Here is a 25,905-nt window from a genome sequence, read left to right on the forward strand (position 1 = left end):
CTGCCCGGCAACATAGCGGACATCCGAATGTCATGACAATATGCCATAGTGTCGAAGGTAAGCTCCGTCTCTGGAGGTGCTGTTGTACGACCTGATCACGATCGGCCGCTGCGGCGTCGACGTCTACCCGCTGCAGACCGGTGTCGGCCTGGCCGACGTCGAGACCTTCGGCAAGTTCCTGGGCGGCAGCCCGACCAACGTCGCCGTCGCCGCGTCGCGTCACGGGCTGCGCTCCGCCGTGATCACCGGCGTGGGCGCCGATCCGTTCGGAGACTACGTACGCCGGGCCATCCGGGGATTCGGCGTGGACGACACCTTCGTGAGCACCATCGAGGGCCCGCCCACACCCGTCACCTTCTGCGAGATCTTCCCTCCCGACCACTTCCCCATCTACTTCTACCGCGGTGAGCATCCGCCCGACCTGCGGATCGAGCCGTCCATGCTCGACCTGGCCGCGATCGGCGCGGCGGGCCTGTTCTGGTTCTCGCTGACCGGGCTGAGCCGGGAGCCGAGCGCCGCCGCGCACGCCGCCGCGCTCTCGGCGAGGCGGCGCACGTCGGGGTGGACGGTGTTCGACCTCGACTACCGGCCCACGCTCTGGGAGTCGCGCGCGGCCGCCCACGAGGCCGCCCGCCGTACGCTGCCGCTGGCCGACGTGGCGGTGGGCAACCTCGACGAGGTGGAGGTCGCGGTCGGCGTACGCGATCCCGAGGCCGCCGCCCAGGCGCTGCTCGACTCCGGCGTACGCCTCGCGATCGTGAAAATGGGCCCCGAGGGGGTTTTCGCGCGTACCTCCGAGGAGAGCGCATTGGTGGAGCCCATGGAGGTGAAGGTGGTCAACGGCATCGGCGCGGGAGACGCGTTCGGCGGGGCCGTCTGCCTCGGGCTGGCGCGCGGCTGGCCGCTGGACCGCACGCTGCGCTTCGCCAACGCGGCCGGCGCCTACGTGGCCGCCCGCCTGGCCTGCGCCGACGCCATGCCGACCACCGCCGAGGTGGACGACCTGCTGAACGGGGCGCGCTCTTGAGCGACATCACGCTGTCCAGGGCCGCCGACTACGGACGGCTCACCAGCATCCGCGCCACCAGGCCGGAGGAGATCGCCGAGGCCGCGGCCCGCCGTCAGCGGCGCGGCATGCCGGGGGAGGGCGAGCGGCTGCTGATCATCGCCGCCGACCACGCGGCGCGCGGGGCACTCGGCGTCCGCGACCGGCCGCTGGCCATGGCCAGCCGGGTCGACCTGCTCGACCGGCTGCGCCTGGCGCTGTCCAGGCCGGGGGTCGACGGCATCCTGGCCTCGCCCGACGTCCTCGAAGACCTGCTCCTGCTCGGGGCGCTGGAAGACAAGCTGGCCTTCGGCTCCATGAACCGCGGCGGCCTGCAGGGCTCGGTGTTCGAGCTGGACGACCGTTTCACCGGGTTCGACGCCGACTCCATCCAGGCCATGCGGCTCGACGGCGGCAAGATGCTCTGCCGCATCGACCCGACCGACCACGCGACCGTGGCCACGCTCGAATCGTGCGCCCGCGCGGTCACCGACCTGGCCCGCAGGCGGCTGGTGGCCATGGTCGAGCCGTTCTGGTCGGCCCGCTCCGAGTCGGGCGCGCTGCGCAACGACCTGTCGCCCGAGGCCGTGATCCGCTCGATCAGCATCGCCCAGGCCCTCGGCGTGACCTCGGCCTACACCTGGCTGAAGATCCCCGCCATACCCGAGATGGAGCGCGTGATGGCCGCCACCACGCTGCCCGCCCTGCTCCTCGGCGGCGACCCGCCCGACATCGACGCCGCCTACGCCGAGTGGCACCGCGCCCTGAGCCTGCCCGGCGTGCGCGGCCTCGTGGTGGGCCGGGCACTGCTCTACCCGCCCGGCGACGACGTGGCGAGCGCGGTCGACGGCGCCGCCGCCCTGGTACGAGAGGCCCGCCCATGACCCACCTGCCCTACGGCAAGGCCGCCGGCGGCCCGTGGTCGGTGGAGATCACCCCGTCCCTGGCGGGCTGGACGTACGCCGGGCTGCGCGTGGCCGACCTGGGCTCGGCCCCCGTGTCGTTCGACACCGGGGAGGAGGAGATGATCGTCCTGCCCCTGTCGGGGGCCTGCACGGTCACGATCCAGGGCGAGACGTTCGCGCTGACCGGCCGGTCCTCGGTCTTCGACGGTCCCACCGACTTCGTCTACCTCCCGATCGGCACGCGGGTGACGCTGGCGGGCGCGGGCCGGATCGCCCTGCCCTCGGCCCGCGCCACCCGCGCGTTCGCCCCGCGTCACGTCCCGGCCGCCGAGGTCGCCGTCGAACTCCGGGGGGCCGGCCAGGCCAGCCGCCAGGTCAACAACTTCTGCTCCCCCGACGCCTTCGACTGCGACAAGCTCATGGCCGTCGAGGTGCTCACCCCGGGCGGCAACTGGTCCTCCTACCCGCCGCACAAGCACGACACCCCCAACCCGGGCGAGGCGGTGCTGGAGGAGATCTACTACTTCGAGGTCGCCGGCCAGGGCGTCGGCTACCAGCGCGTCTACTCCTCGGAGCGCGGCCGGATCGACACCCTGGCCGAGGTCTCGCCCGGCGACGTGGTGCTCGTCCCCTACGGCTACCACGGCCCCTCCATGGCCGCCCCCGGCTACGACCTCTACTACCTCAACGTGCTGGCGGGGCCTGCGGAGCGGCGTTCGATGGCGTTCTGCGACGATCCGCGCCACGCCTGGATCCGCTCCTCGTGGGACGCTCAGCCCATCGACCCCAGACTGCCGTTCGGGAGGACCTCATGATCCGCTTGACCGTCGCGCAGGCCGTCGTACGCTTCCTGGCCCACCAGTGGAGCGAGCGCGACGGGGTGGAGCGCCGGTTCTTCGGCGGCTGCCTCGGCATCTTCGGCCACGGCAACGTCGCCGGGCTCGGCCAGGCGCTGGCCACCTCCGCCGAAGACCTGCCGTACCGCCTCAGCCGCAACGAGCAGGCCATGGTCCACACCGCCGCCGCCTACGCCCGCGCGAGCAACCGGCTGGCCACCCTGGCCTGCACCACCTCGATCGGCCCCGGCGCCACCAACATGATCACCGGGGCGGCGGGCGCGACCATCAACCGGCTGCCGGTGCTGCTGCTGCCCGGCGACATCTTCTCCACCCGGGTCGCGGGCCCCGTGCTCCAGGAGCTGGAGGACCAGCGCTCCTACGACATCTCGGTCAACGACTGCTTCAAGCCCGTCTCCCGCTACTGGGACCGGATCAACCGCCCCGAGCAGCTTCCCTCCGCGTTGCTGGCCGCCATGCGGGTACTCACCGATCCGGCCGAGACCGGCGCGGTGACGCTCGCGTTGCCGCAGGACGTGCAGGCCGAGGCGTTCGACTGGCCCGACGAGCTGTTCGCCCGGCGCGTCTGGCACATTCCCCGGCCGCGCCCCGAGCGCTCGGCCCTGGCGCGCGCCGCCGAGCTGATCAGGTCGGCCGAGCGCCCGCTGATCGTGGCCGGCGGCGGGACGATCTACAGCGAGGCCACCGAGCGGCTGCGCGTCTTCGCCGAGACCTGCGGCGTGCCCGTGGCCGAGACCCAGGCGGGCAAGGGCGCCCTCCCCTACGGCCACCCGCTCGCGGTGGGCGCGATCGGCGCCACCGGCACCACGGCCGCCAACACGCTGGCCCGCGACGCCGACCTCGTCATCGGCGTCGGCACCCGCTACAGCGACTTCACCACGGCCTCCCGCACGATCTTCGCGCCCGACGCCCGCTTCCTGAACCTCAACCTCACCGGCTTCGACGCCGCCAAGCTCTCGGGCCTGCACCTGGTCGCCGACGCCCGCGAAGGGCTGGCCGACCTGGCCGAGGCGTGCGCGGGCTGGAGCACCCCGGCCGCCTACCGGCACCGGGCGGCCGAGCTGACCCGGGCCTGGGACACGGCCGTCGACGCGGCGTACGCGCTGGAGGGCACGCCGCTGCCCCAGTCGGCCGTGATCGGCGCGGTCAACGCGGCGGCCGGCGACGACGGCGTGGTGGTGTGCGCGGCCGGGTCGATGCCCGGCGACCTGCACAAGCTCTGGCGGCCCAGCGGCCCGGGCAGCTACCACGTCGAGTACGGCTACTCCTGCATGGGCTACGAGATCGCCGGTGGCCTGGGCGTGAAGCTGGCGGCCCCGGAGCGCGAGGTGTTCGTGCTGGTGGGCGACGGTTCCTACCTGATGATGGCCCAAGAGCTGGTCACGGCCGTCTCCGAGGGCGTCAAGCTGGTCGTGGTCCTGGTCGACAACTCCGGCTTCGCCTCGATCGGCCGGCTGTCGGAGAGCGTCGGCGCCGAGCGGCTCGGCACCGCCTACCAGCGGCGCGACGGCGGCCCGCTCCCGGTCGACCTGGCGGCCAACGCGGCCAGCCTGGGCGCCTCGGTGCTGCGTCCCGAGACGGTCTCCGATCTGCGCAAGGCGCTCGACACGGCCCGTTCGGCGACCGGGACCACGGTGATCTACGTCCGTACCGACCGGCTCGCCGACGACACCCCCTCCTCCGAGGCGTGGTGGGACGTGCCCGTCGCCCAGGTGGCCACGACGAGCGCCACCTACGCGGCGCGGGAGACGTACGAGGCGAACAAGCTCTCCCAGCGTCACCACCTCACCCCGCCCGGGTGAGCAGGGTTGCCCCCGATCGGCCTGGGGAACTCCTCTGACCAGGCACGATTGGGGGCAACGGGATGAGGCCGTGGCGGCTGCTCGGGTGGATCGCGGTCATCGCGGTGGCGCTCTTCTGCCTCTACCACGTACGCACGGTGGCCATGTCGGTCATCATCGGCCTCTTCCTGACGGCGCTGCTGTTGCCCCCGGCCCGATGGCTGCGTACGCGCGGCCTCAACTCCGCGCTGGCCACGGCCGTCGTCTTCGTCGGCGGCCTGCTGCTGGCCGGCGCGCTGATCGCGCTGCTGGTGCCGCCCACCGTGGCCAGCGTGTCGGAGCTGCACGCCAGCGTCGGCAAGGTCCTCGACGACCTGCACAACGTGACGGCCCGGTTCGGGATCGACGACCGGCAGATCATCGAGCAGGCCCGCGACTACCTGTCCAAGCAGGGGCGGCAGATCACCACCGGGGCGCTGGCCGGGGTCAGGACGGTCGGCGAGATCGTCATCGGGGCCGTCCTGGCGGTCATCCTGTCGATCTACTTCGTGCACGGCGGCGACCGGCTCTTCCGCTGGCTGGTGGACCTCACGCCCGCCCCCGCGCGGGCCCGCCTGACCGAGACCGGCCACCTGATCTTCTCGGTGATCGGCCGCTACATCCGCGGGGTGGCGATCGTGGGGCTGGTCGACGGGTTCTTCATCGGCATGGCGCTGTGGATCCTGGGCGTGCCGATCGCGCTGCCGCTCGCGGTGCTGACGTTCGTGGGGGCGTTCCTGCCGGTGGTGGGGGCGTTCTTCGCGGGGCTGCTGGCGGCCGTGGTCGCGCTCGTGGCCAAGGGGTGGCTGGTGGCGCTGATCGTGGTGGCGGTGACGGTGGCGGTGCAGCAGATCGAGGGGCACGTGCTGGCGCCGCAGATCTACGGCAAGGCCCTCGACCTGCCGGGCGCGGTCATCCTGCTGGCGATCACCGTGGGCAGCGTGATCGCCGGCATCACGGGCGCCTTCCTGGCCGCCCCGGTGACCTCCGTCCTCGTGGCCCTCCTCCGCAGGCCCAGAGCCGCCACCTCTCCGTAGTCGCGCCCGAGCCGTCGTGACCGTCATGATGAAACCCATGCGATGGGTTACGTTTGACTGCTACGGAACTCTGGTCGACTGGCGGCACGGTCTCCTCACCAGCATGGAGCTGATCGCTCCCGGGCGGGGGGCGGGGCTGCTGGAGGCGTACCTCCGGCACGAACTGGCCGTCGAGGAGGAGTCGCCCTCGATGCGCTACCGCGAGGTGCTGGCCCAGGCGCTGCGCAGGGCGTGCGCGGAGGAGAAGGTGCGGCTCAACGCCGACGACGCCTCGGTGCTGGCCACGACGCTGCCGTACTGGCCGGTCTTCCCCGAGGTCAGGGCCGAGCTGTCGGCGCTGCGCGCGGCCGGCTGGCGGCTCGCGCTGCTGACGAACTGCGACCGCGACCTCATCGCCGAGACGCGGCGGCGGCTGCCGGTGGCGTTCGACGCGGTGGTGACGGCGGAGGACGCGGGGGCGTACAAGCCGGCGCCGGCCCACTTCGAGCTGTTCGGGGACTCGTACGAGCCGGAGGTCTGGGTGCACGTGGCCCAGGGCTACCACCACGACATGCTGCCCGCGCACCGGCTGGGCCTCCCCCGCGTATGGATCAACCGCCTCGGGGAACACCCGTCCGGCGAGCAGGTCGTCGAGCACGTCCGGCCCGACCTCACCGACCTCCTCGGCGTCGTGCGAGCCGCCCAGCGCCCCTGGCCGCGCCCGGCGGGCGGCTAGGTTCGCTGGTCCAGCACGTCGGCGATGCCGGAGAGGAAGGAGTCGACGTCGGCGATGAGGTAGCCCGCCCTGAACAACACGGTCGAGAACCTCGCCTCCCGCACGTCCGCGGCCGTCACCGGGTAGTCGGTCGTGCCGCGTAAGGTGGCCACGATCCGGTCGAGGAAGGCGTCGATCTCGTCCTCGTTGTAGCCGGTGCCCATGCGGCCGGGGCGGAAGGCCACCCGCTCGACCCTGGCGGCCTGGGTCTCGAACCACTCCTCGCGCAGCATCTCGCCCGTGGGCTCGGTCATCGCCAGCCGGATGGGCCGCCTGGCCTGGGCCTCCAGCGCCACCACGAACGCCTCCAGGGCGAAGTCGACCGCGGTCTCCTGGTAGCCGCCGCGTCTGGCGCGGAACGTGGCGCCGCGCACGTCGTCGGGGGTGACGGGCTCGAGAGCGTGCGAGCCTCTGCCCAGGGTCGACTCGATGCGCCCGATCAGGGCGTCCACCTCGGCGGGGTCATAGCCTGAACGCATGCCCATGACGCGCGGAAAGCGGTTCAAGCCTCGCTCCTCTTGAACTGTGTGCTGGGGTGCCTCCATTGTCGGACCTTTATCCCGGCCCTGCGACCCGGCAGATACTGTTGCGGCACCATGCGTCTGTCCAAGGTCTCCTTCCGCTACCGAAGGCGTGATCCCCTCGTCATCGAGGCCGCCGACACCCACCTCGACCCCGGCGACGTGATCGAGCTGACCGGCGCGAACGGAGCGGGCAAGTCGACCCTGCTGCGCCTCCTGGTGGGTCTGGCCGAGCCGACCACGGGCACGATCACCGACCGGCCGCGGGTCGTCGGTTTCGCGCCCGACCGGTTCCCCACGGGCCAGCCGTTCACGGTGACGGCCTACCTGCGGCACGCCTCCCGCGTACGCGGTGGCGCCCGCTGGGAGCCGTGGGCCGAGCGCCTCACCATGGGGCACCTCCTCGGCACCCCGCTGGGCGACCTGTCGAAGGGCAGCGCGCACAAGGTCGGCCTCGTCCAGGCGCTGATGGCCGAGCCGGGGCTGCTGATCATGGACGAGCCGTTCGCGGGTCTCGACGCGGACACGCGCGAGACGCTGCCCGCGATCGCGACCGAGGTGGCCGGACGGGGCGGCATCGTCGTGGTCAGCGACCACCAGGGCGGCTTACGCGGCCTGCCGGGCCTGCGGCACTGGTCGATGGTGGACGGCCACCTCAAGGAGGGCACCGCGGCCCCGGCCGTGAGCAGCCCTGAGGCCGGGACCACTGTGGCTGAGACCACGGTGGCCGAGACCACGGAGGCCGAGACCACGGAGGCCGAGACCACGGAGGCCGAGACCACGGAGGCCGAGACCACGGTGGCCGTCACCCTGCCCGCCGGCGACCTCCCGCGTTTCCTGGCCAGGATGCGCGAGGAGGGCTATCGGGCCCGCGAGATCGAGGAGACCGGATGATCGCCCTGGCCGTCTTCCGGGTGGCCGCCTACGTGCGCTCGCACCGGGTGTTCCAGGCGCTGCTCCTCACGCTGGCCCTGCTCGCGATCGTGCACGGCAGCCGGGCGCCCAGGGGCGAGGAGGCCGCCGTGCTCACGGACGGCGCGGTGCTCCTCGTCCCCATCCTCGCGTGGGCGGCCAGGAGCCTGCTCGACACCGAGCCGGACCGGCAGCGCGAGATGTCGGCGGTCCAGGTCGGCGGGCGGGGCAGGGAGGTGGCCGCGGGGTTGCTGGCGGCGTTCGCGAGCTGTGCCGTGTTCGCGGGGCTGGGCCTGGTGTGGGCTCTGCTGCTGGGCATCACGGGGCCGCCGTCACCGGACGTGCTGGGCGCGGGCGTCGCGCTGCACGTGGTGTCGGCGCTGACCGGCACCGCGCTGGGCGCGCTCACCAGCCGCGCCGTCCTGCCGTCGCCCGCCGTCTCGATCATGGTCCTGCTGCTCGGCTATCTGGTGATGTTGCTGCTCAGCGCCTCGTCGCTCTACTGGCTGACAGTGCCGCTCATCTCGTGGATGAAGGCCGCCAACGCCGGGGAGCTGGCCGCCCGGCTGCCCCAGCTCGGCGCGATCTCGCTGGCCTGGTGCCTGGCCGGCCTCGCGGCCTACGCGCTGCTGCGACGACGGCGAACGTGACCCGCCGTGCCTCCGCCGAACGCGGTGGGTGTCGGGGGCCTGCTCACTCGGCGGCGGCGAGCTGACCGCAGGCGCCGTCGATCTCGCGGCCGCGCGTGTCACGCACGGTAACCGGCACGCCGTGGAACTGCAACCGCCGTACGAAGGCCCGCTCGTCCTCCGGCCGCGAGGCCGTCCACTTCGACCCGGGGGTCGGGTTGAGCGGGATGAGGTTGACGTGCACGAGCTTGTTCCTGACCAGCTTGCCGAGCAGGTCGGCCCGCCACTCCTGGTCGTTGATGTCCTTGATCAGCGCGTACTCGATCGACACCCGCCGCTTGGTCCTGGCCGCGTACGCCCAGGCGGCGTCGAGCACCTCCGACACCTTCCACCGCGTGTTGATCGGCACCAGCGTGTCGCGCAGCTCGTCGTCGGGCGCGTGCAGCGACAGCGCCAGCGTGACCGGCAGGCCCTCGTCGGCGAGCTTGCCGATGGCCGGGACCAGCCCGACGGTCGAGACCGTGACCCCGCGCGCGGAGATGCCCAGCCCGTGCGGGGCGGGCTCCACCAGGCGGCGCACCGCGCCGATCACCTGCTTGTAGTTGGCCAGCGGCTCGCCCATGCCCATGAACACGACGTTGCTCACCCGCGCGGGACCGCCCGGCACCTCGCCCGCGGCCAGCGCCCGCGCCCCGCTCACCACCTGCTCGACGATCTCGGCGGTGGACATGTTGCGCGTCAGACCAGCCTGGCCCGTGGCGCAGAACGGGCAGTTCATGCCGCAGCCGGCCTGCGACGACACGCACATCGTGACCCGGTCGGGATAACGCATCAGCACCGACTCGACCAGCGCCCCGTCGAACAGCCGCCACAACGTCTTACGCGTGGTGCCCCCGTCGGTGGTCAGCTCGCGAACCGGCGTGAGCAGGTCGGGCAGCAGCGCGGCCAACTTCTCCCTGGCCGCCGCGGGCAGGTCGGTCATCGCGCCCACGTCGGTGGTGAGGCGCTCGAAGTAGTGGCGCGAGAGCTGATCGGCGCGGAATGCCTTCTCGCCCAGCTCGGTGACCGCCGCGCGCCGGTCGGCCATCGACAGGTCGGCCAGGTGCCGTGCGGGCTTGGCCCGCCGGGGCGCGACGAAGGTGAGCTGGCCTGGAGGCTGGGACACGTTGCTGCCTTTGCTTGAGGGGTTTGCGACCAGGGTAGTGAACGTTCGGATCGGAGGTGGAATTCCTGGTCAAGGTATGGCTCGCGTCTTGGTCTCCGGCCGATCTACAGTCATCTCGTATGGCGATTTTTCGGTCGGCATCCGGCGAGGGCGGCACCGAGGTCGTGCTCGCGGCAGGCAACCCGTACGGGAGCCGCACGCTCGTGGTCGAACGCGACGACGACTCCTCGGTAGCTTACCTGTGCTCGCCCGACGGCACGGTCCACGGGGCCGTCTGGCTGGCCAACCACCGTCCCGCCCCGCCCGTGGTCGACCTGTCCCGCATCAACGCCGGGCTGCCGCCGCTCATGCCCAGGCCCAACACGCTGCATCCCGAAGGACGCAGACCACTTGGGCAACTCAGCCCCCTGTGGTTCGAGGAGGGTGACGGCGTGGCGCTCTACGAGGACGACGACCTGCTCGCCGTCATCCCCGGCTGGGCCGACATGAGCAGGGGCATGCCCGGCTACGCGCGCGACGCGGTGGGCGAGTCGCCGTTCGCCTGGGCGTTGTCGGAGGCGCTCGAAGGGTTACAACCCCGTATCTCGAACGCCAGGTCCTACTGGCGCTGGCGGCACAGCGAGGGGTCGTGGCCGTCGTTCCAGCAGTTCGTTATGGGCCATCTCGACCGGGTGCTCGGACCGGCGGGCCGCTACTGGGACGCCAGCGGCGAACGGCTGCCCACCGTCGGCATCACCGAGCGGCCGCCGCACGGTGAGCGCGGGTTCACCGTGCTGGCCACGGTCGGGATGAGCTGCCAGCGCATGCCCACGGTGGAGCAGTGGATCGACCGGCCGGGCGCGTACGCCAGGATCGAGCTGGCCGTGGCCACCCGGGAGGACCCGCGGGACGCGGCGCTGCTGCTGGTGTGGCTGTCGCAGTATCCGTGGCACTCGGTGACGTGGCTGGGCCATGGGCACACGGCGAAGTGGTATCACGAGCCTTCGACGTTCCCGCTGGGGCCGCAGTACTCGGGGGCCCTCATGCAGGCCAACCCACCCCACATGCCCGACATGTCGGGCTTCGCATTCGGTGGCGAGACCGTACGGTGGCTCTGGCTCTCCCCCGTCACCACGCAGGCCCTGGACTCCCAGGAGCAACCCCTGCCACAGGAGAACGGCTAGAAGAACAGCGTCATCAGCAGCCAGACCGGCACCAGCGTCGTGACCAGCGAGTCCAGCCGGTCCATGAGGCCGCCGTGGCCGGGAAGGATCGTTCCCAGATCCTTGATGCCGAGATCCCGCTTGATCATCGACTCGATCAGATCGCCCACGGTCGCCAGCAGCGCCGCCAGCGCGCCGATCAGCGCCCCCTGCCAGATCTGGCCGCCGAGCAGCCACGTCACCAGCCAGGCCCCGACCGCCGTGCACGCCACCACCGAGCCGGCCAGACCCTCCCAGGTCTTCTTCGGACTGATCACCGTCAACTGGTGCCGGCCGAACAGCACGCCCGCGATGTACCCGCCGATGTCGCTGGCCACCGTCACCGCGATGAAGATCAGCACCCGGTGGTCGCCGTCTTCCGGCTTGAGCAACAGCGGCACGAACGCGCTCAGCATCGCGGGATAGAACAGCGTGAACACCGACGCCGACGCGTCGCGCACGTAACCGTCCGTGCCGTCGCCGAACATCCGCCAGATCAGCAGCACGAACGCGAACACCGCGAACGAGGCCAGCAACCACGCCGGCCCGCCCCAGTACGCCCCCGCCTGCATCGCCACCAGCCCCGCCAGCACCGGCACCGCGGGAACCCTGATGTCACGGGTGGCGAACGCCTTGATCAGCTCGAGCGCCCCGACCCCGACCGCCCCCACGACCACCAGGATGAACAGCTCTTTGATCGAATAGATCGTGCCGAGGACCAGCGCGCCCAGCGTCGCGCCGACCGCGATCGCCGCAGGCAGGTTCCTTCCGCTACGGCCGCCGCCGCTCGAGCTGCTGCCAGCCGTACGTTCTTCCACAGACTTCTCCAAAGCCACGGCCCCCGCCAACGGCGGCGAGGGCCGTAGTGCAGACCCGCTACCTTCAGCGGCCCGTCGTGCGCGGTCCGCCCTGCGGCGCGCCGCTCAGACCTCGAGCAGCTCGGTTTCCTTGTGCTTGAGCAGCTCGTCGATCTTGGCGACGTGCTTCTGGGTGAGGTCGTCGAGCTCCTTCTCGGCCCGCCGGACCTCGTCCTCGCCCGCCTCGCCATCCTTGATCATCTTGTCGAGGACCTCTTTGGCGGAGCGACGGATGTTGCGTACCGACACCTTGGCGTGCTCGCCCTTGTTCCTGGCGACCTTGATGTACTCCTTGCGGCGCTCCTCGGACAGTTCCGGGAACGTCACGCGGATCACCTGACCGTCGTCGGTGGGATTGACGCCGAGATCGGAGTCGCGAATGGCCTTCTCGATCGCGCCCATCGAGCTCTTGTCGTAAGGCTGGATGAGCACCATGCGCGCCTCGGGCACGTGAAAGGACGCCAACTGCTGGATCGGCGTCGGCGTGCCGTAGTACTCGGCGTTGATCTTGTTGAACATCGCGGGGGTGACACGGCCCGTACGGATGGTTGCGAAGTCCTCCTTCGCCACCGAAACGGCCTTGTCCATCTTGTCCTCGGCTTCGAGGAGGGTTTCGTCGATCACAGCGGCTCCCTGTCTTCTAGCTGGCGGTGTCGGGCTCGCTCCGTCATTTGCCTGCGGGACTCACCAGCGTGCCGATCTTCTCACCGCGTACCGCTCGCAGGATGTTGCCCTCGCCCATCAGGTCGAAGACCACGATCGGCAGATCGTTGTCCTTGCACAGGCTGATCGCGGTGGCGTCCATGACCGCGAGGTCGCGCAGCAGCACCTCGCCGTAGTCGAGGTGGTCGAAACGGACCGCGTCGGGGTTCTTGCGGGGATCGGAGTCGTAGATCCCGTCGACCTGCGTGCCCTTGAGCAGCGCCTCGGCGCCGATCTCCAGGGCCCGCTGGGACGCCGCGGTGTCGGTGGAGAAGTACGGTGAGCCGAGCCCCGCGCCGAAGATGACCACGCGCCCCTTCTCCAGGTGCCGGATCGCGCGGCGCGGCAGGAACGGCTCTGCCACCTGCTGCATGGTGATGGCGGTCTGCACGCGGGTCTCCACGCCTCGCCGCTCGAGGAAGTCCTGGAGCGCCAGGCAGTTGATGACCGTGCCGAGCATGCCCATGTAGTCGGCCCTGGCCCGGTCGATGCCCCCCTGCGACAGAGTGGCGCCGCGGAACATGTTGCCGCCACCGACCACGACGGCGACCTGCACGCCCTCCTTGACCGCCTCGGCGATCGAATCGGCCAGATGATCGACGATGACCGGGTCGATGCCCAGCGGCTCGCTGCCGGCGAACGCCTCTCCTGACAGCTTCAGCATCACCCGCTTCCACCTGAGGGTGCTTTGCGGGTGTTGAGATGAGGAAGCCGCCGTCCGTGTGGATTCGTGGGCTGACTCCCTTTGGTCCTGCACGGCGGCGGCCTCCTTCGTTCGGCGGATCGTTGAGCTGGCAGCTTGCCTAAGCCTAAGCCTGACCGACCTTGAAGCGGACAAAGCCGAGGACCTCGACACCGTTCTCCTCGGCGTACTTGCCCACGCTCTTCTTGTTGTCCTTGACGAAGGCCTGCTGCAGCAGCGTGAAGTCCTTGTACCAGCCGTTCACGCGACCCTCGACGATCTTGGCGACGGCGGCCTCGGGCTTGCCCTCGTCACGGGTCATCTCCTCGAAGAGCTTGCGCTCCTTCTCGACGACCTCGGCGGGGACGGAGTCGGCCTTGAGGTACTGCGGGGCCATCGCGGCGGCGTGCTGCGCGATGTCCTTGGCGACCTCGGCGTTCGGCTTGTCGAGCTGGACGAGCACGCCGACCGCCGGCGGCAGGGCCGGGTCGGTCTTGTGCATGTAGGCGCCGATGTAGCCGCCCTCCAGCACCGCGAACCGCCGGATCTCGATCTTCTCACCGAGCGCCGCGTTGGCGGTGTCGAGGTGCTCCTTGACGCTCTTGCCGTCGAAGGAGGACTCCAGCAGCGCCGCCACGTCGGCGGGCTTCGCCTCCAGGATGTGCGCGACGACCTGGCCGGCCAGCTCCTGGAAGCGCTCGCCCTTGGCCACGAAGTCGGTCTCGCAGTTGAGCTCGAGCAGCGCGGCGGCGGAGTCGCCGTCCTGCTGGAGCGCGACCAGGCCGTTGGAGGCCGTGCGGGCCTCGCGCTTGCCCACGTCCTTGGCGCCCTTGAGGCGCAGCAGCTCGATCGCGCGGTCGAAGTCGCCCTCGGACTCCTCCAGCGCCTTCTTGCAGTCCATCATGCCGGCAGCGGTGATCTCACGAAGCCGCTTGACGTCGGCCATGTTCACGGAAGCCATTGCTCTTTTTCCTTGTGGGATTTCGTCGTCGTCATCGTGGTCCGGGCGGGGGCCGGAGCGGCCGTCCACCCTTGGTTCGTACGGCCGGCGCGTGCCGTACTGGAGCCTTGTCTTGCCCTGGGCCCGGGTCGGCTCGGCGTTGCTGCTGCTTCGCTCGGCATACTGCCCAGCCTCGCCACGGCCTACCACCGCGCCACCGCCACCTCGCCGGTCCGGCGCCCGAGCCTTGGAGTAGCCCACCCGGCGTGGGGGAGCCGCCCCGGCGTGCCGTCCTGGCCCAGCCATTTTGCCGTGCCGGGACGCACACCTTGCCTGGCCGGCCACTCATGGCCCGGTAGCCATCCGGTGGCTTGCCTTGTTCAGATGTCACGTCGCCCTGCTCGCTCGCCCGGCCTCGCCTTCGCGGCCGCGCTCACTCGCCTGGCCCTGCCTTGCTCGCCCGGCCGTACTCTCTGGCCCGGCCGTCTTGCTCGCCCGGCCCTGCCTGCTCGCCTGACCGCCTCGCTCACTCGGCCTTGCTCGCTCGCCCGGCCTCATCCTGCTCACTCGGCCGTACCGCTCGCCTGGCCCCAGCTTGCTCATTCAGCCCTGCTCACGCGCCCAGCCTCGCCTCTGCTCGCTCAGCCCTGCTCACGCGCCTGGCCTCACCTTTGCTGGCTCGGCCCTGCTCACGCGCCTGGCTTTGCCTCACTCTGGCCCTGAGCCCCAGCTTCGGCCCTGAGCCCTAGCCCTAGCTCTGGCTCTGGCCCTAGCTCGCTCGGCCGTGCTCACTCGCCCGGTCTCACCCTTGCGGGTTCGCCCGGCTCAGCTCAGCCGCGTAACCGGCCCTGCCCGGCCCGCGTGACCAGCCCGGCCGCTGAGGCCGACCTGGCGCTCGAACGGTACCGTTCGGCTCCCCGGGCCTGTGGCAGGCGCCAGGGCGCTCGCCTCCGACCTCCTCCGAGGAGCGGACCGGAGGACCGTCGCGGTGCCGGTCCGTACCGTGTCCAATCCATCAGAACACGGCCGGACCGCACGCACGGACCCCCGGGACGTGGCATCGGACCGCTACCCGAAGCGCCCTCAGGCGTCAGGCCTGCTCGGTGGTCTCGCCCTCGGCGGCGGGCGCCGTCGAGTCGTCGGTCACAGCGGCAGCCTCAGGAGCGGCCTCCTCGGGAGCAGCGGCCTCAGGAGCGGCGGCCTCGGGAGCGACGGTGGCCTCAGGGGCCGCAGGGGCCTCCTCGGCAGCGGCGGCCTCAGGAGCGGCCCCGGCCTCACCGGCGCCCTGCTCGATGAGCTCGCGCTCCCACTCGGCCAGCGGCTCGGCGGCGGCCGGCTTCTCGTCACCGCGGGCGGCGCCGGAACGGGCCATCAGACCGGCCGCGACACCGTCGGCGACCACCCTGGTGAGCAGGCCGACGGCGCGGATGGCGTCGTCGTTGCCCGGGATCGGGTAGTCGACCTCGTCGGGGTCGCAGTTGGTGTCGAGGATCGCGACTACAGGGATGCCAAGCTTCTTGGCCTCGCTGATCGCGATGTGCTCCTTCTTGGTGTCGACGACCCACACCGCGCTCGGCACGCGGCCCATGTCGCGGATGCCGCCGAGCGTACGCTCGAGCTTGTCCTTCTCACGACGGCGCATGAGGAGCTCCTTCTTCGTGAGCCCCGAGCCGGCGACGTTGTCGAAGTCGAGCTCCTCGAGCTCCTTCAGACGCTGAAGCCTCTTGTGCACGGTGGAGAAGTTGGTGAGCATGCCACCCAGCCAGCGCTGGTTGACGTACGGCATGCCGACCCGCGCGGCCTGCTCGGAGATGGCCTCCTGCGCCTGCTTCTTGGTGCCGATGAAGAGGATCGTGCCACCGTGGGCGACGGTCTCCTTGACGAAGTCGTAGGCACGGTCGATGTACGACAGGGACTTCTGCAGGTCGATGATGTAGATGCCGTTGCGCTCGGTGAAGATGAAGCGCTTCATCTTCGGGTTCCAGCGCCGCGTCTGGTGACCGAAGTGAACGCCACTCTCAAGCAACTGTCGCATGGTGACGACGGGGGCCATGTGCTGGTCCTCCAGGTCTTGGCGCCCTGCGGATGGGCGCGGTTCTCGGTTGTGCCGCGACAGCGCGTGGCTGCCGCCCTGATGCCCCGAACCCGCTCCCGCCGGGCACGTGGCCCGGACCGATGGCGCGGTCCGCAATGGGGCATGCGAAGTCGGCCTGTGGTCACAGGCCACCGAAAAGTCTACCTCCCACACCGCCCCAGGCTGACCGTCTACGGTCAAACAGACGGCGCACTCTATTCCCGTATGTGCCGCTCTTCCCCTATGCGCCGCTCGGCTTCCTGCTTCCGCGTCGCGCTCAGGCGTGAGCGAGCGTCGTGGTCCTCGGTGGGCAGCCCCGGGACCGGCCTCGGCTGGACGGGGAACAGATTGATCTGCGCCTCGGCGAGCCTGGCCCCCCTGGGAGCGTCCCGCTCCTTGCGCTGCCGGGCGATGTACGGCTCGAGGAGCTTCTCGATCTGCCGGTAGATCTGGACCAGTTCCTCGGCGTCGACCCTGATCCGGTGTCGGCTGAAGTGGGTCGCGTCACGCCATTCTTCGCTCTCCCGGTCGACGCTCGCCAGCGCCCGTTCGGCCTCCTCGTTGGCCGATCGCCGGAACTCCGCGATCAGCAACTCCTTGGCGGCCCTGACCTCCGGCTGGTCATCGGGCGTGATCCCGATGCCCAGCGGGCGTTCCACGGCGGTCTTCCACAGCCGTTCCCTGCCGTCGCCGCGCGGGGGCGCGTCCTGCACGAAGCCGTACTTGGCCAGCATCCGCAGGTGGTAGCTGGCGGCGCTGGGCGTGATCCCGGCGTGCTCCGCCACCTCGGTCGCGGTGGCGCTGTCCTCCAGGCCGAGCCACTGCAAGATCGACAGCCTCGCCGGGTGCGCCAGCGCCCGCATCGCCAGGGGATCGCTGAGCCACTTGCTCTCCTGCGTCATACGCCAAAGGTACCCATCCAAAGATCTGAAGCATTGCCTTCATAACTGTGAAGGGTTATCTTCACAGTTATGAAGCATTCCCTTCACACCTTGCCCGACACCGAACCCGCCCCATCACCGCCACCACTCCGAAGACAGCGCGACTACCGTCTGCTCTGGACGGCACGTACGGTCTCGGTCACCGGCTCGGAGGTCTCGAAGCTGGCCATCCCCTTGACCGCGGTCACCCTGCTGACGGCCTCCCCGTCCCAGATGGGCCTGCTGACCGCGGCCTCCGCGATCCCGGCCCTGCTGTTCGGGCTCCAGTCGGGCGCCATCGCCGACCGCCTCACCCGGCACCGCCCGCTGATGATCGCCTGCGAACTCGTCTCCTGCGCGGCCGCGCTCACGATCCCGATCGCCTGGCTCCTCGGCCTGCTGAACGTGGCGTGGCTGATCATCGTTGCCCTGACGATCGGCACGGCGGGAGTGCTGTTCAAAGCGGCGAACTTCCCGCACATCGCGGCCGTGGTCGCCCCACAGCAGCGCACCGAGGCGATGGCCGGCTTCCACGCCTCCTACTCGGTCGCCTCGGTCGGCGGACCGGGGCTGGCCGGGCTCCTGGTCCAGTTCCTCACGGCGCCGCTGGCGGTAGTGGCGGAGGCGTTCTCGTTCCTCGCCTCGGCCTTCCTGCTCCGCGCCATCCGCACCCCGGAACGCAACACCCCCACGACCTCCAAAGGCATGTGGCGCGACGTCATGGAGGGGCTCAGGGCGAGCATCACCCACCCGGTGCTCCGCGCCCTCCTGGCCGCCGGCGTCACGATCAACTTCTTCGCCATGGCGTACACGGCCGTCCACATGCTCTACATGCTGAACGAACTGCACATCCCGAAGGGCCTGATCGGCGCGCTCATCGCCCTGGGCGGCGCGGGCGGCCTGCTGGGCGCGTGGCTGACACCCCGTCTGTCCAGGCGCTACGGCGAGGAGCGCGTCCTCCTCATCTCGGTGATCTTCTTTCCGCTGGAGATCCTCGCCGCCGGCCTGCTGACCGGCCCTCTGTGGTGGAACCTGGCCATGCTCGCCCTCACCGGCACGATCATCGGCGGCCTCGTCGTCGCCTTCGCCACCTGCATGGGCGTGATCACCCTGCGGGAAGCCGCCCCGGAACTTCGGGGCCGGGTGAACGCCACCACGACCTTCGCCGTACAAGGCGTACTGGCCCTGGGCGGCCTCAGCGGCGGTCTCCTGGCCGAGTTCCTCGGCCTGCGTCCGGTGGTCCTGATCTGCGCGGCCGGCATGGCCCTGAGCACCATCTGGCTCTGGACGTCCCCCCTACGCCCCACACCCCCCACCACCGAACCCACCCAACCGCCACCCGCCTCACCCCCGCAAACCCTGACCCACATGATCACCTCCAAACGCCACTCCTGGCCCTGACCCAAGATCGCCTCCCCGCCGCCCCACCAACACCCACCACCTCCCCACCCAGAAGAACCACCACCCCCCGTCGGCGGCGAAGTCGGTCGAGGCCCCCACAACACCGGCCACCCCACCTCGCGAAGCCCCCCACGAACCGCCTGCCCGAACCCGAGACTCCAGAGCGCATCAAGCAGCCCCACCCCACGACGCCCCTCACCCATCGCAAACCAGCCCCAACTCACCCACGCAGCGCGACCCCCCACAGCACAGAGCCCTTCCCTCGCAAAGCACCCGCCCACCGCACAGACCCCGACCATCGCGCAACGCCCCCACCACAGCGACTCCCCCAGCCCACCACCCACCACCGCGACCAGAACCCAACGCGGCCACCCGTTGCCGCCACCACCAGGGGACTTCCGGTTCACCTGGCCCCATCCAAACGCCTCAACACTCAGGCGATCGCGTCCCCCCACAGCACCCACTCACAACCCATGCCACCAAAGACACCCTGGGATCACCATCGAGCAACATGGTACCGATCGGTTCGATTACTGCTACCATCCTAGATCGCACCGACCAGTTCGATCTGACCTCCAGAGGCAAACGACTCCGCCCGCCGCGAACCCCAACCACCACCCCAAGACAGACAACAGACAGACGTCCAGCCGAAAGGCCACAAAAACAATGTCCACGTTCGTCCTGATCCCCGGCATGTGCCACGGCGGCTGGTGCTTCGACGACCTCACCCCCCACCTGAACATCCATGGACACCGCACCCGCCCACTGACACTGACCGGCATCAGCGAACGCAGCCACCTCCTCCACGGCGGAGTGAACCTCGACACCCACATCCAGGACGTGACAGCCGTTCTGGTGAACGAGAAGGTCGAAGACGCCGTCCTGGTCGGCCACAGCTACGGAGGCATGGTGATCAGGGGCGTAGCCGACCGCATGCCCGACCGAGTGAACACCCTCGTTTACCTGGACGCGGTCGTACCCGCAGACGGCGACTCCTGCTGGAGCCTGGTCTCCGACCGCGAACGACGGTGGTACATGGACGTGGTCGACACCGGCCACGCCGTACGCCCCCTGCCCTTCTTCGACCCCCGCGCTACCGCCCACCCCCTGGCCTCGCTGCTCCAGCCACTCCGACTGACCAACGACCGCCCCCACAACCACCGCCAGGTCTACGTGTACGCGGCCGCCTGGGACGGCGAGTCCCCCTTCACGTCCACCTACCAACGCCTGAGCAACGACCCGGAGTGGACGACGTACGCAGTGGACAGCGGCCACAACCTGATGCGCGACGCACCAGAGGACCTCCTCGAAATCCTCCTCAAGACCACCACCTGACCGCACCCCGCAGCAGATCGGCGCCCCCGCAGCGGCGGACGTCCTCCTCGATCCAGCGAACCAGCAACTCCCGGAAACCGGTGCCATTCCGCCCCACCCCGCTCGCGCAGATCCGAATACCCCGCCTGCACCGCATCAGTTGCCACCTGCCCGCGAGCAAGATCGGCGCATCCACCATCCATCAGCACCTGATCCGCAGCGGCTCCCTCGAGGTCAGCGATCACGCGCTCCATACAGCTTCGGCTGCTGAGCCTTCCGGCGGACCCAAATTGCGCCACACAAAGACATCACGTCCACTTTGCCCTTACACCCACCTAATGCCTGTTGCGCAGTAGATGCGGCCCCCCACCGCCACAGCTCCACCAGCAGAAGGGCCTGCCAACTCGGACAAAGGTGAAATCGTCGAGATATTAGTTGGGCCGTTCGACGTCAACCAATCAAAGCAATTCAATCCCGGCACCTGTGGATAAGTAATCGTCCTCCACAGAACGACGTTCGCTCTCACTCGCCCTCTCGGCACCGCGCCAAACTACCCGCATGAACATCCCCACCCCTCCCACCACCACACCAACCCACCCACCACTACCCGCCTCGCCCCCCAACGCCATCCTCCCAAAACACAGCCCAACAAACGACATCACCACCTCGCCACCACAAGCCGCTTGGAAGAACGACACCCCATCACGCCACCCAACCCCAAACACCCCAACAAGATGCCCATCCCACCCATTTCGCCAAAGGAGCCCCGCACCACCCCAACCCAACAGCCACGCAAAACGGCCGATGCATCCGCAAAAGCATCGACCCTCCACCACACAACTCAGAGCCATAGCCCTACTGGCTCTCATCTCCACAACCCTGACCCTGCCCATCACCATTCTTGCTTCCCCAGCAAGGGCCTCCCCCTCTCCTCCCACCTGGCGCTGGCCCTTGGACGGACACCCCCGAATCCTGCGCCGTTTCACCCCACCTCCCGAGCCTTGGCTGGCCGGCCACCGCGGCATCGACCTGGCCGCTCCCGTAGCCACCCGAGTTCTCGCCGCAGGCCCCGGCACCATCCGCTTCGCCGGCCCCGTCGCCGGAAGGGGAGTGGTCACCATCGATCACCCAGACGGCCTGCGCACGACCTACCTCCCGGTTAAACCCTCGGTACGCCGCGGCCAGCCCATCACCCCCGGAGCCGAACTCGGCGTCATAGAAGCCGCGAAACCCCACTGTGAGGAGTCCTGCCTCCACTGGGGCCTCCGGCGCGACACCACCTACCTGAACCCCCTGCTACTCCTCGGCCACGCCCCCGTCCGACTCCTCCCTTTCTGGCCAACAACACCAAGCACCACCCTCCAACCGCCAACCGCGTTCCAAGCCCACAATCACCTATCCACAAATCCCACTCCCCACAGCTATCGATTCCCGCTCCAACCAAATTCAACTCAATCAACGATTGACCACCCATCCCATGCCACCAAACGACCGCTCCTCAACTCAGAAAAAGCACTACCAATCACACAATCACCAAAAACATCCACTCACCGAACAACCACCACCATCAGCACAGCCCCTGCCCGCGGCGACACAACCATCACACCGGGAGCCATCACCAGCTCCATCACCCCCAAAACACCCCGACCGCACCACCCCCCTCCCCCAATCACAGCGAGAACGATCCAAAACCTCCTCCACCCCGCCACAATTCAATTCACCAACACCGCGCTAATCACTGTCAGCGCACTATTGGCAATCACCCTCGCGACCACAGTCCTATTCCACAAACTCTGCCGCCGTCACCAAGAAAGCACCCAAACCAGTCGACGCAACCCAGCAAGAGGCCAGCATCGCAAAAGACGCCCGCATCACCCGAAACCCCGAAAGACCTCTCAGCCGCCAACCTGCCACTAACACACTCCAAAACGTCACCACCAGCACCGATGACTTCACAATCAAAGTCCGACGCTATCGCCCGCCATCAAACTCACAAACGCATACAACCTCCAACAAAACCGCCCTGCAAATTGCCCCATCAAGCCACCCCAAGCCTCCCATTACCCAAAAGCAGAGCACGATCGCGCGAGCAAAAAGCGAACCCAACCCAGCGCATGGAGCTCAAGCAATCCTCATAAGCACCAACCCAGAAGCCATAAGCACACCCACGAGTACAATTAAACGACTACCCCAATGGTCGTGAAACCCGACGAGACCATGCCCCATAGAAGCACTTCAGCCAGGGAACAACATAAGCCAGGAGACGAATCCAACCCTACCTCTACCTCTCCCCCTTCATCCTCCGCCCTCAATCACCAATCACCAGCTATGCCCTCGGATGCGCTTGTCGATATGCGGCCCGCAATCGCTCAATCGAAACGTGCGTGTAAATCTGCGTAGTATTCAACGACGCATGCCCAAGCAGTTCCTGAACGCTACGCAGATCCGCACCCCCTTCGAGCAGATGAGTCGCCGCACTGTGCCGCAACCCATGCGGCCCCATGTCCGGCGCACCCTCTACCTGCGCCAGCCGCGCGTGCACCACCCGCCGCACCGTACCGGGATCAATACGACCACCTCGCACCCCAAGAAACAACGCCGGCCCTGACCCAGCTCGTATCCACCGAGGCCGCCCATGAATGCACCACCGATCCAACGCCCTCAACGCAGGCGTGCCAAAGGGCACAGACCGCTCCTTGCGCCCTTTGCCCAGAACCCTGAGGACGTTGCGTTCCCGATCGACGTCATCGACATCAAGCCCGCAGAGCTCACTCACCCGCACGCCCGTGGCGTACAACAACTCCAGAAGCGCCTGATCCCGCAGTTCCTTCGGCTCCCCGGTCGCGGGCGCGTCCAGGACCGCCTCGGCCTGCCGCTGATCGAGCACAGCAGGCAGTTCCCGGCTCGCCTTTGCACTCCCCAACAGCAACCCCGGATCTGCCTCCAGCCACCCTCGGCGACGGCAGTAGGCGGTGAACGTACGAGCGCAGGCGGTCCGACGCGCCAACGTGGCCCGCGCCTTCCCCGCGGCATGCTGCCCGGCCAGCCACTCCCTCAGCACCCCGACGTCAAGCCCCTCAAGCCGCCCACCCAAGTGATCGAGCAGAGAATTCACATCGCCCACGTACGCCCGCACCGTATGCGGTGAAAGATCACGCTCAAGCTGCAAGTAGCGCCCGAACTCGGCGACGACTTCGTCCCTGTCCACGCCCGACTCCCCCAGCTCGAAACTCCAGCCAACAACCACACCACCGTAGACCGGCAAGCACGACGAGAAGAAGAGCGGCGATCACGCGCAGGCAGCCGATCACAGGAAGCAGGGCGTGCAGCGGCTACATACACCCGGAGCGGCTGCTATACGCCCGCTCCTGCCCTACACCCCGACCACTCTCTCGGCCTCGCCCCGGCTTGGGCCGGCGAGGCTCGACGTCCACAACGCCGACTGCGTACAAATGACGTGACTTGAGTAGTCCGGGGCGTGTAGAAGACCTCACGGACTGCCACGTCAGCGCCGTGAGGTCTGGAAATGGTGACGGCCACCGCTTGATCCTTGCGAAGCCTTGGTCGAGACCGAAGGAGAGCAGAACGATGGCCGCACACAACAGTGTGCTACCTGAGTGCGCGCGGCCGAAGCAGATCACCCACCGGTGGCTCCTACTTTGTTTCGGTCCAAGATCAAGACCCCACTCATAACCGCAGACCGAGACCATGGGCGCTCCGGAGCAGTGGACCGATGCCGTACGCGAGTTGGTCCGCCAGCCGCGCGGCCGGCGAGCTGCGACGTCAGCGCCACCCGCGTACGAAACCGCGACTTCGTGGACGGCCGTCTCAGCGGTCACCTTGGTCGAGTCGGCCTGGGGCGCGGTGTCGGAATTGCTCCCGGTCCGTTTCCCCAGACCGCTCGCCGAACCCGCCGTACCGATCTCTCGGTAACGGGCTCTCCACGGTGTCTGCCGTCAGGGGTGGTTGGACAGTGTCCAGGGTGTGGGGATCTTGTTGCCTCGATAGAGGTAGCGGGCGACCGTCACCGCTGCGAGGTTGAACAGTTCGATCCCGTCCACCGATGGCCGATGCCACCGGCCGGTCGCATCGGTGAATCGTCGGCGGACGTCGTTCCACGTCCAGCGGTGCAGTCTCATCCACCAGCCGATCACCCTCCGCCACGTGAAGTTTTCGAGGGAGTTCAGGGTGTGCTTGCAGACCGCGTGCCGGAAGTAGGCCGACCAGCCGCGCATGATCTGATTCAGCCTGATCAGCACGTTCCTGGGAGACTGCTGCGACAACCTGTGCGTCAGGGCACGGATCTTGTCCTTCAATGACCGGATGGGCCGGTCGGCGATGAAGGTGTAGACGTACCACTTGTTGCTGCCTCGCTTGCGGCGCCACTGGATACGGAACCCGAGGAAGTCGAACGCCTCGCTCATGTGCACGATGCCGGTCTTGGCCTGCGACAGGCGTAATCCCAGCGGCGCGAGCACATCAGCGACTTCTTCGCGCAGGGCCTGGACGTCGTCCCGAGAGCCGTGCACGAGCACCACGAAGTCGTCCGCGTATCGGACAATCCGCCAGTTCGGCAGGCCCTTGGCTCGGCGTCCGGCGCGTCGGCCAGGGGTGCTCATGGCCCCGCCCGGCTGCCACGGCCCGTGCACGTGCTCATCCAGCACGCTCAGGGCGATGTTGGCCAGCAGCGGAGACAGCACGCCCCCTTGCGGCGTGCCGGAGAAGGACTCCTCCCGAGAGCCGAGTTCGGTGAGGACCCCGGCCTTGAGAAAGGCCTTCACCAGCGCGAGCACCCGCTTGTCCTTGACCCTGCCGCACACCCGTTCCATCAGGGCCGGATGCGCGATGGAGTCGAAGCACGCCTCGATGTCGGCGTCCAGCACCCAGCGATATCCCTTGGTGCCGAAACGCTGAACCTCGGCAACAGCGTCGTGTGCTCGCCGCCGCGGCCGGAACCCATAGGAGACCGGCAGGAAGTCGGCCTCGAAGATCGGTTCCAGGACCAGCTTCAGCGCCGCCTGAACGACCCGGTCGGCCAGGGCGGGGATGCCCAGCCGACGAACCTTTCCCGACCCGCCCGGCTTGGGAATCGTCCGCTCCCGCACCGGCAGAGCCCGAAATCGTCCCTCCTTCACCGCATGGTGCAGGTCATCCAGGAACGCCGAAACCCCGATGCGCTCCTGCACATCGGTGACCGTCAGGCCATCGACGCCGGGAGTGCGGGCTCCGGTGTTGCCCGCGACCCGATCGAACGCCACGATCAGCGTTGCCGGGTCGTGCACGAAGTTGAACAGGTCATCGAACCGGCGGCCGGGATCGGCCGCCGCCCAACGGTGAAGCTTGGCCTGCATCTCCGATACCCGCCGATAGGGTCCCACCGGGACCGTCTCGGGCCAGGCGCCGCCATTCGGGGGCGCGTCTTTCGGCATTGCAGCATCCTTCCCTTCTCGACACCGCTGCCGCCCTTCCCCATGTGCCGGGCTTTCCCCGGCTCGGAGTACTACGGCGGCTCCGCCCCGCCCCGGCCCGCTCGGCGGTCAGTGCGCCCAGCCTGTCCTCCACGCTGGACACGCGGCGGGCAGGCAGAACCGGGACGGTTCCCGTGTTCACTGTGATTCGCTCGACGAAGGAGGAGCCCGACTCGGTCCCTGTGGCATCACCACGGCTACCCCGCAGCACTTCACCGTGGTCTCCCGGCCGGCCGTCGAAGACCAGCCCAGGAGTTGCCCTCCTCGCCAGACGAGGAAAGGCACGCACCACTCCCGGCCCCTATCCACCAGGTTTGAGCCGGTCCACGCTTGAGAGACGTAAATGCCGGTTCCTCGCGTACTCCTTTCCGCCTCGCTCGCCGGACCTGCGCCATCTGGCAGTGCTGGCACATCCCGGCTTTGTCAGGGCCGCTTGCCGCCCTTCCCGGCACCACCCGGGTCGGGCTGCCCTCAGCTCCACCTCCCTGCTGCGACAGGGCAAGCGGTGAAGGTCTCTCACCTCCACTCGAATCAACAGCGCCTCACGGCGCACTCAACGACGCGTGAATACTGCATCTGGCCCACATTCGTGATCGCCACGGCCCCGTCCGGCTGGTCAACCCTGCTGGGCTGTGAGCAGGACCCGCTTACGAAGTAGCAGTAGCGTGGCTCGGCCGAACATCTGCATCACTGATCATCTTGATGCTGTTCACGCGGCGTC

22 protein-coding genes are annotated in these 25,905 nt (G+C 68.9%); 12 read left to right on the plus strand and 10 right to left on the minus strand.

The genetic code is table 11. The features are described from left to right. Positions 1 to 76 precede the first annotated feature (76 nt). The 6 genes from iolC (at position 77) to ACZ6S0_RS13930 (ending at position 6,379) form a co-directional block, all read left to right on the plus strand. On the plus strand, positions 77 to 1,027 hold the full coding sequence (gene iolC, locus ACZ6S0_RS13905; RefSeq protein ID WP_465916251.1) for a 5-dehydro-2-deoxygluconokinase: 951 nt from the start codon (positions 77 to 79) through the stop codon (positions 1,025 to 1,027). Beyond that, complete coding sequence (locus tag ACZ6S0_RS13910) at positions 1,024 to 1,929, plus strand: Cgl0159 family (beta/alpha)8-fold protein (RefSeq protein WP_465916253.1); 906 nt, start codon at positions 1,024 to 1,026, stop codon at positions 1,927 to 1,929. Before iolC ends, ACZ6S0_RS13910 begins: the two co-directional genes overlap by 4 nt. Then, positions 1,926 to 2,765, plus strand: coding sequence for a 5-deoxy-glucuronate isomerase (gene iolB / locus ACZ6S0_RS13915; RefSeq protein WP_465916255.1), 840 nt, complete (start codon positions 1,926 to 1,928; stop codon positions 2,763 to 2,765). Before ACZ6S0_RS13910 ends, iolB begins: the two co-directional genes overlap by 4 nt. Beyond that, positions 2,762 to 4,609, plus strand: a complete 1,848-nt coding sequence (gene iolD / locus ACZ6S0_RS13920) for a 3D-(3,5/4)-trihydroxycyclohexane-1,2-dione acylhydrolase (decyclizing) (RefSeq protein WP_465916259.1) — start codon at positions 2,762 to 2,764, stop codon at positions 4,607 to 4,609. The genes iolB and iolD overlap by 4 nt, the downstream gene beginning before the upstream one ends. 62 nt (positions 4,610 to 4,671) lie before the next feature. Continuing rightward, positions 4,672 to 5,664: an AI-2E family transporter gene (locus ACZ6S0_RS13925; protein ID WP_465916263.1), complete on the plus strand. Its 993-nt coding sequence runs from the start codon at positions 4,672 to 4,674 to the stop codon at positions 5,662 to 5,664. 37 nt (positions 5,665 to 5,701) lie between these two features. Further along, positions 5,702 to 6,379 carry an HAD family hydrolase gene (locus ACZ6S0_RS13930; protein ID WP_465916266.1) on the plus strand — a complete coding sequence of 226 codons (678 nt, stop codon included), beginning with the start codon at positions 5,702 to 5,704 and terminating at the stop codon, positions 6,377 to 6,379. On the opposite strand, the gene ACZ6S0_RS13935 is transcribed toward ACZ6S0_RS13930, so the two are convergent. Then, complete coding sequence (locus tag ACZ6S0_RS13935) at positions 6,376 to 6,924, minus strand: DivIVA domain-containing protein (protein WP_465916268.1); 549 nt, start codon at positions 6,922 to 6,924, stop codon at positions 6,376 to 6,378. The two genes, ACZ6S0_RS13930 and ACZ6S0_RS13935, sit on opposite strands and share 4 nt — an antisense overlap. Positions 6,925 to 7,014: 90 nt before the next feature. Between ACZ6S0_RS13935 and ACZ6S0_RS13940 the strand changes: the two genes are divergently transcribed. After that, on the plus strand, positions 7,015 to 7,833 hold the full coding sequence (locus ACZ6S0_RS13940) for an ABC transporter ATP-binding protein (RefSeq protein ID WP_465916270.1): 819 nt from the start codon (positions 7,015 to 7,017) through the stop codon (positions 7,831 to 7,833). After that, complete coding sequence (locus tag ACZ6S0_RS13945; RefSeq protein WP_465916272.1) at positions 7,830 to 8,501, plus strand: hypothetical protein; 672 nt, start codon at positions 7,830 to 7,832, stop codon at positions 8,499 to 8,501. Before ACZ6S0_RS13940 ends, ACZ6S0_RS13945 begins: the two co-directional genes overlap by 4 nt. 43 nt (positions 8,502 to 8,544) lie before the next feature. On the opposite strand, the gene rlmN is transcribed toward ACZ6S0_RS13945, so the two are convergent. Then, positions 8,545 to 9,645 (minus strand): dual-specificity RNA methyltransferase RlmN, encoded by a 1,101-nt coding sequence (rlmN, locus tag ACZ6S0_RS13950; RefSeq protein WP_344877356.1) that lies wholly within the window; start codon positions 9,643 to 9,645, stop codon positions 8,545 to 8,547. Positions 9,646 to 9,764: 119 nt separating this feature from the next. On the opposite strand from rlmN, the gene ACZ6S0_RS13955 reads away from it, so the two are divergent. After that, positions 9,765 to 10,808 carry a suppressor of fused domain protein gene (locus ACZ6S0_RS13955; protein WP_465916275.1) on the plus strand — a complete coding sequence of 348 codons (1,044 nt, stop codon included), beginning with the start codon at positions 9,765 to 9,767 and terminating at the stop codon, positions 10,806 to 10,808. Here the strand turns inward: ACZ6S0_RS13955 and ACZ6S0_RS13960 are convergent. The 6 genes from ACZ6S0_RS13960 to ACZ6S0_RS13985 all read right to left on the minus strand — a co-directional run bounded on the left by ACZ6S0_RS13960 (position 10,805) and on the right by ACZ6S0_RS13985 (position 16,983). Beyond that, positions 10,805 to 11,644: a phosphatidate cytidylyltransferase gene (locus tag ACZ6S0_RS13960; RefSeq protein WP_465916277.1), complete on the minus strand. Its 840-nt coding sequence runs from the start codon at positions 11,642 to 11,644 to the stop codon at positions 10,805 to 10,807. The genes ACZ6S0_RS13955 and ACZ6S0_RS13960 overlap by 4 nt on opposite strands. A gap of 105 nt (positions 11,645 to 11,749) precedes the next feature. Continuing rightward, entirely contained in the window at positions 11,750 to 12,307 is a 558-nt protein-coding gene (gene frr / locus ACZ6S0_RS13965; protein WP_344877350.1) for a ribosome recycling factor, read from the minus strand. 43 nt (positions 12,308 to 12,350) lie between these two features. Continuing rightward, positions 12,351 to 13,049, minus strand: a complete 699-nt coding sequence (gene pyrH, locus ACZ6S0_RS13970; RefSeq protein ID WP_219912434.1) for a UMP kinase — start codon at positions 13,047 to 13,049, stop codon at positions 12,351 to 12,353. Between the two features lie 145 nt (positions 13,050 to 13,194). Continuing rightward, a complete protein-coding gene (gene tsf / locus ACZ6S0_RS13975; RefSeq protein WP_465916280.1) occupies positions 13,195 to 14,028 on the minus strand; it encodes a translation elongation factor Ts in 834 nt (277 codons plus the stop codon). 1,069 nt (positions 14,029 to 15,097) lie between these two features. Then, complete coding sequence (rpsB, locus tag ACZ6S0_RS13980) at positions 15,098 to 16,060, minus strand: 30S ribosomal protein S2 (RefSeq protein WP_465916282.1); 963 nt, start codon at positions 16,058 to 16,060, stop codon at positions 15,098 to 15,100. A 236-nt stretch (positions 16,061 to 16,296) separates the two neighbouring features. After that, on the minus strand, positions 16,297 to 16,983 hold the full coding sequence (locus tag ACZ6S0_RS13985) for an ArsR/SmtB family transcription factor (protein WP_465916285.1): 687 nt from the start codon (positions 16,981 to 16,983) through the stop codon (positions 16,297 to 16,299). 69 nt (positions 16,984 to 17,052) lie between these two features. On the opposite strand from ACZ6S0_RS13985, the gene ACZ6S0_RS13990 reads away from it, so the two are divergent. The 3 genes from ACZ6S0_RS13990 to ACZ6S0_RS14000 all read left to right on the plus strand — a co-directional run bounded on the left by ACZ6S0_RS13990 (position 17,053) and on the right by ACZ6S0_RS14000 (position 21,633). Then, positions 17,053 to 18,402, plus strand: coding sequence for an MFS transporter (locus tag ACZ6S0_RS13990; protein WP_465916289.1), 1,350 nt, complete (start codon positions 17,053 to 17,055; stop codon positions 18,400 to 18,402). 666 nt (positions 18,403 to 19,068) lie between these two features. After that, positions 19,069 to 19,737: an alpha/beta fold hydrolase gene (locus ACZ6S0_RS13995; RefSeq protein WP_465916290.1), complete on the plus strand. Its 669-nt coding sequence runs from the start codon at positions 19,069 to 19,071 to the stop codon at positions 19,735 to 19,737. Between the two features lie 783 nt (positions 19,738 to 20,520). After that, positions 20,521 to 21,633, plus strand: coding sequence for a M23 family metallopeptidase (locus ACZ6S0_RS14000; RefSeq protein ID WP_465916292.1), 1,113 nt, complete (start codon positions 20,521 to 20,523; stop codon positions 21,631 to 21,633). Positions 21,634 to 22,042: 409 nt separating this feature from the next. On the opposite strand, the gene ACZ6S0_RS14005 is transcribed toward ACZ6S0_RS14000, so the two are convergent. Both ACZ6S0_RS14005 and ltrA read right to left on the minus strand, forming a co-directional pair. Next, positions 22,043 to 22,924, minus strand: coding sequence for a tyrosine recombinase XerC (locus ACZ6S0_RS14005; RefSeq protein ID WP_465916295.1), 882 nt, complete (start codon positions 22,922 to 22,924; stop codon positions 22,043 to 22,045). 748 nt (positions 22,925 to 23,672) lie between these two features. Continuing rightward, the gene (ltrA, locus tag ACZ6S0_RS14010) at positions 23,673 to 25,067 is read right to left on the minus strand and encodes a group II intron reverse transcriptase/maturase (protein ID WP_465916297.1); all 1,395 of its coding nucleotides are present in this window, start codon (positions 25,065 to 25,067) and stop codon (positions 23,673 to 23,675) included. Positions 25,068 to 25,905: the final 838 nt, after the last annotated feature.

Source organism: Nonomuraea sp. NPDC051298 (assembly GCF_055586305.1).